7 protein-coding genes are annotated in these 8,004 nt (G+C 74.4%); 3 read left to right on the plus strand and 4 right to left on the minus strand.

Annotation, left to right across the window (positions count from 1 at the left end):
* Positions 1-165: 165 nt before the first annotated feature.
* A complete protein-coding gene (locus GTY56_RS24655; protein WP_161367515.1) occupies positions 166-348 on the plus strand; it encodes a hypothetical protein in 183 nt (60 codons plus the stop codon).
* Here the strand turns inward: GTY56_RS24655 and GTY56_RS24660 are convergent.
* A complete protein-coding gene (locus GTY56_RS24660; RefSeq protein ID WP_237525008.1) occupies positions 336-1,088 on the minus strand; it encodes an ankyrin repeat domain-containing protein in 753 nt (250 codons plus the stop codon). The genes GTY56_RS24655 and GTY56_RS24660 overlap by 13 nt on opposite strands.
* Before the next feature lie 210 nt (positions 1,089-1,298).
* Here GTY56_RS24660 and GTY56_RS24665 point away from each other — a divergent pair, with 210 nt between their 5' ends.
* Positions 1,299-3,431, plus strand: a complete 2,133-nt coding sequence (locus GTY56_RS24665) for a SpoIIE family protein phosphatase (protein WP_161367517.1) — start codon at positions 1,299-1,301, stop codon at positions 3,429-3,431.
* Here the strand turns inward: GTY56_RS24665 and GTY56_RS24670 are convergent.
* Together GTY56_RS24670 and GTY56_RS24675 are read right to left on the minus strand one after the other, a co-directional pair.
* Complete coding sequence (locus GTY56_RS24670) at positions 3,422-4,114, minus strand: ANTAR domain-containing protein (protein ID WP_161367518.1); 693 nt, start codon at positions 4,112-4,114, stop codon at positions 3,422-3,424. The genes GTY56_RS24665 and GTY56_RS24670 overlap by 10 nt on opposite strands.
* A gap of 58 nt (positions 4,115-4,172) precedes the next feature.
* Positions 4,173-6,740, minus strand: coding sequence for a SpoIIE family protein phosphatase (locus GTY56_RS24675; RefSeq protein ID WP_161367519.1), 2,568 nt, complete (start codon positions 6,738-6,740; stop codon positions 4,173-4,175).
* A 149-nt stretch (positions 6,741-6,889) separates the two neighbouring features.
* On the opposite strand from GTY56_RS24675, the gene GTY56_RS24680 reads away from it, so the two are divergent.
* The gene (locus tag GTY56_RS24680; RefSeq protein ID WP_161367520.1) at positions 6,890-7,480 is read left to right on the plus strand and encodes an AMIN-like domain-containing (lipo)protein; all 591 of its coding nucleotides are present in this window, start codon (positions 6,890-6,892) and stop codon (positions 7,478-7,480) included.
* Positions 7,481-7,527: 47 nt separating this feature from the next.
* Here GTY56_RS24680 and GTY56_RS24685 read toward each other — a convergent pair.
* The coding region (locus GTY56_RS24685; protein ID WP_161367521.1) for a GNAT family N-acetyltransferase at positions 7,528-8,004 on the minus strand (477 nt) is incomplete at its 5' end.

Genomic DNA, 8,004 nt, shown 5'->3' on the forward strand with positions numbered 1-8,004 from the left:
GGGGAACCGCCGAGGTGAAAGTTCGTTCGGTCGAACAGGTGCCGGTGGCGGCGCGACCTACCCGGCTGCGCGGTGCCACGGGAACCAGAAGCCCCTCCCGCACGTCAACTCATTGCCCACCAAGGGACGAACGGTCGGACCGACCAGCCGGAGAGGGGAATCGCCGTGGACGAGGCGACGACGCAGCAGGGGAGCGAGGCGGAGGGCGCGGCCCGCCGGGCCCGCTTCGGGGCACTGCCGGAGCCGGTGCGCGTGGAAGACATGGTCGAGGAGCGGGCGGCGAGCGTGCCCGACCCGGCGCGTACCACGTACAACCAGGACGAATGGATGGTGCGCTACTGCCTGTGAGATGCCTCGCCGGAGCTCTTCGTCTCCGCGCCCAGGTCGCGCAGCCAGCGCACCACGTCGTCGGCGTCCTGGGCGCGGGCGACGTCCAGCGGGGTCATGCCGTCGTAGCCGCACCAGTCGGGGTCCGCGCCCCGTTCGTGGAGGTACTGCGCCGTGGACAGGTGACCGCCGTGGCAGGCGCCCCAGAAGGCGCTGGTGATCTCCTCGGGTGACGGCGCCTCGTCCGCCTCGACGCAGGCCCGGACCCGGTCGAGCAGACCGAGCGTGGCGGCGTCCTGGAGGGTGACACGGGCGCCGTGCTCGACGAGCCGGTGTGCGGCGCGCCACTGGCCGAAGCCCCGGGCGTCGGCGAGCGGGGTGCCGCCGCCGATCACCGCCCCGGGCGCCTCGATGTCGGCCCCGGCCGCGATCAGAGCGTCCAGAACGGGCACGTCGTTGTTGCCGGCGGCCCAGTGCAGCGGCGTCTCCGCGTGCGCACCGTCGAAGCGGGCCTGCGGATCGGCCCCGGCGGCCACCAGGATGGCGACCACCTCGGGCCCCTTGGGGAAGTGACCGGGCCAGTCGGCCGCGATGTGCAGCAGACTGCGCGTGCCCCTGCCGTCCTCGCCCTGCTCGGTGATGCGGGCGGCGGCGAGACCGGGGTGGCCGGCGAGCAGCCGCCGGAGCCCGGGCAGATCCCCGGCGCGGATCGCCTCCGTGACGGCGACGGCCGGCGGGTCCTGCGATGTCAGCGTCTGCAAGCGGCCTCCCGTTGCCGTCAGGGCTCCCGATTCTGCCAGCCGGTGTCCTCCCGCACGGCCGCCCGCCGGAATCGGCCGGACCATCGTTCCCGGCAGCCCTGCGGCCCCGTTCCGAGACCTGCACATCCGGCGACAGACCGGGCACCCGTTCGTCTGACATGCCCGGACGCTCCGCCAGGCGTAGCGTCCGGGTAGGAGCGGGAGGACACCATGCCCGGGAGCATCGAGCACCCCGGCGGCGCCGGATCACCCGACGACGCCCTGGGGGCGGCCCTGGCCGACACCGTGCGCGGCACCGGCGCCTCGACCGGCGGCCTCTACCTCATCGAGGAGGCCGAGCCGGTGCTGCGCCTGGTGGCCCTGTGCGGCCTGCCGGTGGCCTTCACCGCCCCCTGGCGGCGGCTGCCCCTGAACGCACCGGTCCCGGTCGCCGACGCCATCCATGACGACATCCTGGTCAGCGTGCTCGGCCAGGACGACATGGCCCGCCGCTACCCCCGCGCCGCCGCCGTCCTGCCCTACCCGTTCGCACTCGTCGCCGTCCCGCTGACCGGCGTGCGGCGCCCCTGGGGCGGCCTCGTGCTGATGTGGCCCGCCGGCCGGCCGCGCCGGATCACGCCACGGGAGCGCGACCACATCACCTCCAGCGCCCGCCGCATGGCCCGCCTCCTGGACGACGCCTCCCAGCCGCCGTCCCTGCCCGAGCTGCCGCGGGTCGTCCCCGTGGACGCCACCCGCCACCCCGCGCAGACCGGCCTGGCCGCCGCCGACTACCTCGAACGCCTCCCCGAAGGCGCCCTGGCCCTCGACCTGGAGGGCCGCGTCACCTTCCTCACCACCACCGCGGCCCGCCTGCTCGGCCGCGGCGCCGACCGGCTCCTGGGTACCAGGCCCTGGCAGTCCCTGTCGTGGCTCGACGACCCCGTCTACGAGGACCACTACCGCACGGCGGTGGTCAGCCGCGTCCCCGTCTCCTTCACCGCGCTCCGCCCCCCGGACCAGACGCTGACCTTCCAGCTCTACCCCGACACCAGCGGCATCAGCGTCCGCGTGCTGCCGAGCACGGAGCAGGCCGGCGACCCGCAGCCCGCCGGCGCGCGGCAGCCCGCCGCGGCACCGACGGGACGCCTCTACCAACTCGTGCACCTCGCCGCCGCGCTCACCGAGGCGGTGACCGTCCGCGACCTCGTCGCGCTGATCGCCCACCAGATCCTGCCCGCCTTCGGCGCCCAGGGCCTGGTGCTGTCCGGCGTCGACGCCGGACGGCTGAAGATCACCGGCTACCACGGCTACCCGGCCGAGGTCATGGAGCGGCTCGACGCCCTCTCCCTGGACACCGACCTCACCCCCGCGGGCCAGGTCCTCGCCAGCGGCACCCCCGCCTTCTTCTCCGACCCCGCGGAACTGGCCGCCAGCTATCCCAGAGCACCCCAGATCAGCGGCAAGCAGGCCTGGGCGTTCCTCCCCCTGATCATTTCCGGCCGGCCGGTCGGCTGCTGCATCCTGTCCTACGCCCGGCCGCACACCTTCACCGCCGACGAACGCGCCGTCCTCACCTCGCTCTCCGGTCTGATCGCCCAGGCCCTCGACCGCGCCCGGCTCTACGACACCAAGCACCGGCTCGTGCACGAGCTGCAGCGCGCCCTGCTGCCCCGGGCCCTGCCGCGCCTGCCCGGCCTCGACGTCGCTGCCCGCTACCTGCCGGCCGGCCACGGCACCGAGGTCGGCGGCGACTTCTTCGACGTGCTGCGCGTCAACGACACGACCGCCGCCGCCGTCATCGGGGACGTGGAGGGCCACAGTGTCGCCGCCGCGGCCCTCATGGGCCAGGTCCGCACCGCCATCCATGCTCACGCCACCGCCGGCGCCGCCCCCGGCCAGGTCCTGGCCCGCACCAACCGGCTCCTGGCCGATCTCGACTCCGATCTGCTCGTCTCCTGCCTCTACGTCCACCTCGACCTGGCCGGCCGGCAGGCGTCCTTCGCCAGCGCGGGACACGTGCCGCCGCTGCTGCGCCACGCGCGGCACCCCGCCCGGGTCCTGGACGTCGACCCCGGCCCGCTGCTGGGCATCGACACGGGCGGCGACTACCCGGTCACCAGCGTGCCCCTGTACCCCGGCACGACCCTCGCCCTCTACACCGACGGCCTGGTCGAACTCCCCGGCACCGACGTCACCCGCACCACGACCGACCTCGCCGGGCACCTGGACGCCGCCGACGGGCAGGACCTGGAGCGGCTCATCGACCGGCTCGTCCGCCACACCACACCCACCGGACAGCACAACGACGACATCGCGGTGCTCCTCCTGCGCGCCGTGAGCCTGCCGGACGGTCAGACCTGACCCGACGGCTGGGCCCGGACCCGCCGGGCCACGTCGCGCAGCTTGAGGTTGTGATCCTGGGAGACGCGTCGCAGCACGCCGAAGGCCTCGTCCTCGCTCAGCCGATGGCGCTCCATCAGGATGCCCATGGCCTCGCCGATGGCGTGCCGCGTCTCCAGGGCGTGTTCCAGCTGGTCGACGGTACGGGCCGTGGACAGGGCGACGGCGGCGTGGGAGGCGAGCAGCCAGCCCGCCGACTCGATGTCCTTGCCGAACGCCCCGGGACGGCGCGAGTAGAGGTTCAGCGCGCCGAAGTCCTCGTCGTCGGTGTAGAGCAGCACCCCGGTCATGCTGCCGATCCCGAGGTCGCGGGCGGCCCGGCTGTAGCGCGGCCAGGACGGCTGCGGCCGGGTCATGTCGGCGATGCGGAACAGCCGCTCACCGTCCACACGGCGCGCGGCGTCGAAGCAGGGGCCCTCACCCAGCTCACCTTGCAACCGGTCCGACTCCGCGACGAAGTCGCCGCACACGGCCAGCGTCACGGCCCGGCCCTTCGAGACCGTCAGGATCCCCGCCGCGTCGCAGCCCTCGACCAGCTCCACCGCCGCCGCCGAGACCGCGTCCAGCGTCCCCTGCACCGAATCCTGGGCGACCAGGTCCCGGGCGAGCTGCGCCATCTGCTCGGCGTACCGCCGCCAGTCCACCGCCACCACCGCCTCGCTCGCCGGTCCCGCCCACGGTACTCCGCGCCGCTTCGTACACTCACCGGTACGCCGTCAGCAGCAGCGCCACGTCGTCCGGCCGCTCCCGGGCCCTCCGGGCCGTCCCCACCAGCCGGTCGGCGAGGTGCTCCACCGAGTCCGCCGGGGTCTCGGACAGCCGGTGCCGGACCGCGTCGATGCCGGTCTCGATGTCGCTGCCCGGCCGCTCCACCAACCCGTCGGTGTACAGGGCGAGAACACTGCCGGGGGCCAGGGTGAGCGCGGTGACGGGATACACCGAGTCGGGCTGCACGCCCAGCATGACGCCGCCCACGAGATCCAGCGTCTCGGCCCGCCCGTCGGGGTGCCGCAGCAGCGGCGGGGGATGACCGGCCCGCACCGCGAGGGCCCGTCCGGTTCCCGGATCTAGCTCGATGTAGCAGCAGGTGGCGAAGACGTCCGACTCCAGCTCGGTCAGCAGCCGGTTGGTGTGCGTGATGACCTCCTGCGGCGGGCGCTCGCTCGCGGCGAAGGCGTGGACCGCGCTGCGCAGTTGCCCCATCACCGCCGCGGCGCCGACGCTGTGTCCCTCGACGTCCCCGATGACCAGGGCCACCCCACGCCCGGTCGTGATCACGTCGTACCAGTCCCCGCCGATCGCCATGCCCTGCGTACCGGGCAGATAGCGGCCGGTCGTGCGCAGACCCTCGACGGCGGGCAGGCGGTGCGGCAGCAGCCCCTCCTGAAGGCCGCGGGCGACGGCGGACTCCGAATCGTAGAGCCGGGCCCGTTCCATCGCCTGGGCGGCCAGGCCGCTCAGCGCGGTGAGGGCGGAGCGTTCGTCCGGGGTGAAGCGGTGCGGGGCCTCCCAGCCGAGGATGCACGAGCCGACGGAACGGCCGGAGGCGATCAGCGGCAGGAACGCCCAGGCGTTCATGCGGTCCAGGGTGATGCCCGGATAGGCGAGGGAGAGGTCCTCGGGCGACTCGAAGAACAGGGGGAGCCGGGTGGTGAGCGCGTGGACGCCGGGCAGTTGTGTGTCGAGGGTGACGCCTTCGAACGGGGTGAGGAAGCCCTCCGGGTATCCCGACTCCCACAGCAGGTACATCCGGCCCTCGCGGACGGTGTACAGCGCCAGCTCCCGGGCGCCGAAGGCGGGCAGCAACTGCTCGGCCACGGCCCGGCAGACGTCCCGCACGGTGACCGCCTCGGTGAGCACGCTCGCCATCTGCACCACGTGGTAGAGCGCCCCGGCACGCGCGGCGGTGACCGGCCCGGGCGGGCGCACCGTGGCCGCGGCGTCGGGACCGGCGGCGGCACCGGCCTCCGGACCCTGTTCAGTCCCGGTGGGCGGCCCGGTCGGGGAGACCCGGCCGGTCAGGCCGTGCACGTCCGGGTACAGCACGAAGCTCAGCCAGCTCCCCTCGGGATGCCGGACGAGGAAGGACACCGGCTCCTGCGACAGCATCGCCGCCCGGTAGCGGTCCTCGTACGCGGGATCCCTCAGCCAGGTGATCACTTCCCACGGGTGGCGGCCGAAGAGCTCTTCCCGGCCGGAATCCAGCAGTTCCTCGCACCGGCGGTTGGCGTAGGTCAGGCGGCCGTCCTGGTCCAGTGAGAAGATCCCGTCCGGCAGCCGCTCGGCCGCCTCGGCCGCGGTGAGTCCGCCGGCCGCGTCGACGAGGGCGCCCACCAGGATCCGGGGGGAGCCGGCGCCGCCCTGCACGAGATGGCCCCACAGTTCGACCGGCCGGTAGCCGGTCTCCTCCCCGCCCGTGGACGTGTCCCGCACCCGGAAGTGCCGGGACCTGACCCGGCCGCCGGCCAGCGCGTCGTGCCGGCTCTCCCGCAGTTCGTGCAGGTCGTCCGGGCTGACACGGGACTCGACGTCCGCGATGGTGCCGCCGTAGTCCGCCCGGTCGATGCCCAGCAGGGCGAGGGCCTCGTCGTCCGCCGTGCACCGGTCGCTGTCCACGTCCCAGTCGATGAGGCCCACCCGGACCGGATGGGCGGCGGCGGTGGGCAGCCGCACGCTGATCGGCTCGTCGTCGTACTCGACGCGACGGGCGGCGAGGCCCACGCCGGGCGGGTGCGCGGAGAGGCGGTCGAGGCGGTCTTCCATGGCCCGCTCGGCGGGACGCAGCGCGCGGTCCACCGTCTCCGCGTCCATCGGCGCCCGGCTGGCCGAGCGCAGCACGACCAGGACGCCGACGGCCTCACCGCCGGTCCGCACGGGCTGGTAGGCGGAGCCGAAGGAGTAGGGCAGCCCGGCGGTGAAGTGCGGGAAGCGCACCATGGAGGCGCGCTCGTCCGGCAGCCACAGCGTCTCGCCGCGCCGGTACGCCTCCGCCATGGGCAGGGCACCCCCGACCGGCACCCGCCACCAGCTCTTGAGCAGCGAGCGGGGCACGCCGGTGACCATCGCGAGCACCAGTGAGCGCCGGTCGCGGGAGCGCAGGTAGACCAGTCCGCCGTAGCCGTCGAGATCCCGCACGGCCTCCACCAGCGGATCCGTCAGGGCGTCCTCGATCCGGCCCGGGCTCCCGTCCGGGGCCCGGCTCCCGGCCCCGCCCCGGCTCGGGCCGTCGGCCGACCGCGGCCCGTCCGGTACGGCGGCTGCCTCATCCATCTCGCGTCCTCCCGGTACGGACGCACCGGACACCAATCGCTCCCCACCAGGATGTGCCATGCCCGGCGGTCCGGCGCGGCAAGTGCAACCTTTCGGTCCGCCCGGTCGTCTCACCCGGCATCAACCACATGCAAGCCTCGGGGGCGGCAATGGTACGCATCAGAAGAGCATGCGCGACTCTCGCACTCGTCGGCGCCACGGTGGGCGTCGCGGCGGTCCCGGCCGGCGCCGCACCGGACGCCACCTCGCGCTCCACCACGAAGGCCACGACGTGCCCGACCGGCTGGGGAAGCCTCGCCAAGACGGACGCCGGCGCAACCGTCGAGCCCATGACGAACGTCAGGACCGGCCGGCACACCTGCTTCGACCGGATGGTCGTCGACGTGCCGGGCGCCGGCAGCGGCGTCGGCTACAGCGTCCAGTACGTCACCCGGCTCTACCAGGACGGCTCGGGACGCCACATCCCCGTGGCCGGCGGTGCCGTCCTCGCGGTGCGGGTCACCGCACCCGCGTACGACCCGGAGACCGGCGCGGCCACGTACCCGGGCCGGGTGTCACGCCCGCTGCCGGGTGTGGACCTCACCGGCTACCGCACCTTCCGGGACACCCGGTTCGCCGGCAGCTTCGAGGGCGAGACCCAGATCGGCCTCGGCGTCCGTGCCCGGCTGCCGTTCCGCGTGCAGCAGCTGGACGACCGCGTCATCGTGGACGTCGCGCACAGCTGGACCGCCACGGGCTGACCGGACCGCACACCGCGCCCGGCTCCCCGGAGCCGGGCGCGCCGGCCTCAGCCACCGCGCAGCCGGCCCACTTCCTCCAGGGTCCGTGCCGCCGCAGCGGCCAGGGCGGGCCGGTTGCGGACGAACCGGCGGGCCGCCCGGGCGGGCTCCCGGCCCAGCCAGTGCACGGCTCCCCCCGGCACCGCCCGTACCACCGCTCCTTCGTACACACGCAGGTCACGCGTCTTGAGCGACTCCTTGTAGCGGGCCGGACCGCTTCCCAGATCGAGTGTCTCGACACCGTCGGCCGCCGCGGCCTCCAGCATCCTCAACTGCAGCACCAGACCGGGGGAGTACTTGGCGTACGCGCGGTCGTAGGCCGGGAACCACCACGACAGCACCGTGCGCGACCGCAGCCCGAAGTGCGCTGCCACGGGCCGGTCCGCGGCATACAGCACGGACAGCACCCCGCGGCACTCCGGGTCCTCGCTCCTCGCGAGCAGCCCCACCAGCCGGGTGATCCACTCCTGGGCGAACCGGTCCCG

The sequence above is a fragment of the Streptomyces sp. SID5643 genome (assembly GCF_009872555.1).
GTDB classification, from domain to species: domain Bacteria; phylum Actinomycetota; class Actinomycetes; order Streptomycetales; family Streptomycetaceae; genus Streptomyces; species Streptomyces iakyrus.

Coding starts and splice junctions, on each gene's coding strand:
- GTY56_RS24665 (WP_161367517.1), top strand. CDS start 1,299: ATGCCCGGGAGCATCGAGCACCCCGGCGGCGCCGGATCACCCGACGAC.
- GTY56_RS24675 (WP_161367519.1), bottom strand. CDS start 6,740: ATGGATGAGGCAGCCGCCGTACCGGACGGGCCGCGGTCGGCCGACGGC.
- GTY56_RS24680 (WP_161367520.1), top strand. CDS start 6,890: ATGGTACGCATCAGAAGAGCATGCGCGACTCTCGCACTCGTCGGCGCC.